Below are 1,358 nucleotides of genomic sequence, written 5' to 3'. Positions count from 1 at the left end.
GCGTTACACGGCTAGATGATACATCGTGCTCGCTAATAATAAAAAGGAGTAATCAGTATTGAAATACATAAATGGTAAGAGGGCTGAAAAGCACCTCTTTGAAATGACCCCATTAGAAAGAGCTATTTGTGAATTTGAAAATAAAGCTGAAACTTTTCACTCTGCGAGAAAAAATAGCTCGTGTATCCAGCAGGAACTAGCAAGAAAAAAAGCCCATCTTGACCTTCAAAGAAGAACTACAGAAGCTTGTGCTCAAGTACAAACTCAGCTTGATATTTATAGGGATGAAGCAAGAAAGAAAAAGCTATTAAATAAAGAGGAACCCCATCACCCAACAGAAACACTCGCAAAATTCATGAGCATTGAAGGGTATCCAAAGCCAGACAAAAATTGTGAGTGTCATCATATAATACAAGGGAAAGGAAAATCACAGGTCTATGCTACGCAAGCAAGACTCCGACTTCATATGTGTGGTATAGGAATTAATGATCCAGATAATGGTGTATGGCTCCCTTCAAACATAAACGATACTCCTCACTGGGCTATGAAAAAAGCACTGCCCCATAAAGTTATTCATACTGCAAAATATGATCAGTGGGTTGCCACGAAAATGCTATCGGCAAATAATGAACCTGTGGCTAGAATTATTCTTGGTAACTTACGGCGTGACTTACAAAATGGCGATGTACCACTTGAAAACCTCACCCAAAAATCACGCATAAGGCTCGGTTTATGAGTATCTATAAGATCCTGGTCAACCATGAAGAGTTTGGTTACTTTGAACTCGACTTAGATCGGGTATTGTCATTTCTTGGTGATGAGTTATTTATGTCTTTTACTGAAAATAGTTCTTCGCTAAAAAAGGCTTGGAAGCCTGTCTCTTGGGAATTCATCGAAAGTGTGTCTTCAACACTGCCTGATATTTCTTGCTGGGGCAATGGTTGCCTTATTTTTTCTAAAAAAGCAAAAGACATTCTTTATGAGCATATAGACAAAGATGGAGAATTTCTTGAGCTAACAAACAAAAAATATTGGGTTTTTAATTGCTTAAGCCGAGCTAAAGCTGATATTAATAAAAGTGAAGAAATACTTGATCGTGGTGTCCATTCTGGACTAAAGGCACTTAACTTCAACCCCAAGAAAGTCGTTGAGAAAAATATTTTCAAAACAGATTTTGATTACTACGCTGGCTTTTATTGTTCCGAAAAAATTAAAAATCTTATTAAAGATCACCGTCTAAGTGGCATAAAAGCTACAAATGATCTTGCTGCTAGTCCAGTATAAAATAACCGCCGTGTAACAAGCGCAGGCAAGGGACTGCACCTGACGGCGCAGCCCCTGCTGCGAGCGTTAGCTGC

The 1,358-nt window shown here is 38.6% G+C and carries 2 protein-coding genes; both read left to right on the top strand.

All coding sequences use genetic code 11. The features are described from left to right. Window positions 1-58: 58 nt before the first annotated feature. Complete coding sequence (locus tag M3P05_RS20345; RefSeq protein ID WP_249701963.1) at window positions 59-736, top strand: AHH domain-containing protein; 678 nt, start codon at window positions 59-61, stop codon at window positions 734-736. Next, entirely contained in the window at window positions 733-1,284 is a 552-nt protein-coding gene (locus tag M3P05_RS20340) for a hypothetical protein (RefSeq protein ID WP_249701962.1), read from the top strand. The genes M3P05_RS20345 and M3P05_RS20340 overlap by 4 nt, the downstream gene beginning before the upstream one ends. Window positions 1,285-1,358: the final 74 nt, after the last annotated feature.

The sequence above is a fragment of the Parendozoicomonas callyspongiae genome, from assembly GCF_023502345.1.
Lineage (GTDB): Bacteria > Pseudomonadota > Gammaproteobacteria > Pseudomonadales > Endozoicomonadaceae > Sansalvadorimonas > Sansalvadorimonas callyspongiae.
This window is presented reverse-complemented; position numbering and strand designations above follow the sequence as displayed.

Coding starts and splice junctions, on each gene's coding strand:
- M3P05_RS20340 (WP_249701962.1), top strand. CDS start 733: ATGAGTATCTATAAGATCCTGGTCAACCATGAAGAGTTTGGTTACTTT.